Consider the following 422-nt stretch of genomic DNA (forward strand, 5'->3'; position numbering starts at 1 on the left):
CACCTGCGGGACGTCGGCCGCGAGCGAGGCCGAGAACTTGGTGCGCTGCTCGCTGCTGGTGAACCGGCACTGGTAGACGACGTACAGCGACGAGCCGCCGCGGTAGCCGGCGACGAAGTAGTCGCCGTACTTCGTGCGGAAGTCCTCGCCCGGCGTGAGCGCGAGCTCGTAGGACGGTGCGAGCGCGTAGCGGCTCTCCTGCACGGCGACCCGCGCGACGAGCGTCACGGCGAGGTCGGACACCGCGATCTCCTCGAGGTACGACGTGCTGCCGGACACCGTGACGCCCTCGAGGTTGTACGACGCCTTGAGCGAGGCGCTGATGAGGCTCTGCACGTCGCTCTCGGACTGCACGAACGAGTACTCGTACTCGGGCTGCAGCGACTGGCTCGGGGTGACGGTGAACGGCTTGACCGCGGTCG

General features: G+C 68.7%; 1 protein-coding gene. It reads right to left on the reverse strand.

Annotation, left to right across the window (positions count from 1 at the left end):
* Window positions 1-422 (reverse strand): hypothetical protein (locus G3I71_RS48415; RefSeq protein ID WP_203733207.1); only part of this gene is annotated, 422 nt, incomplete at both ends.

The sequence above is a fragment of the Streptomyces sp. SID12501 genome (assembly GCF_010550245.1).
In the GTDB taxonomy this organism is placed as follows: domain Bacteria; phylum Actinomycetota; class Actinomycetes; order Streptomycetales; family Streptomycetaceae; genus Streptomyces.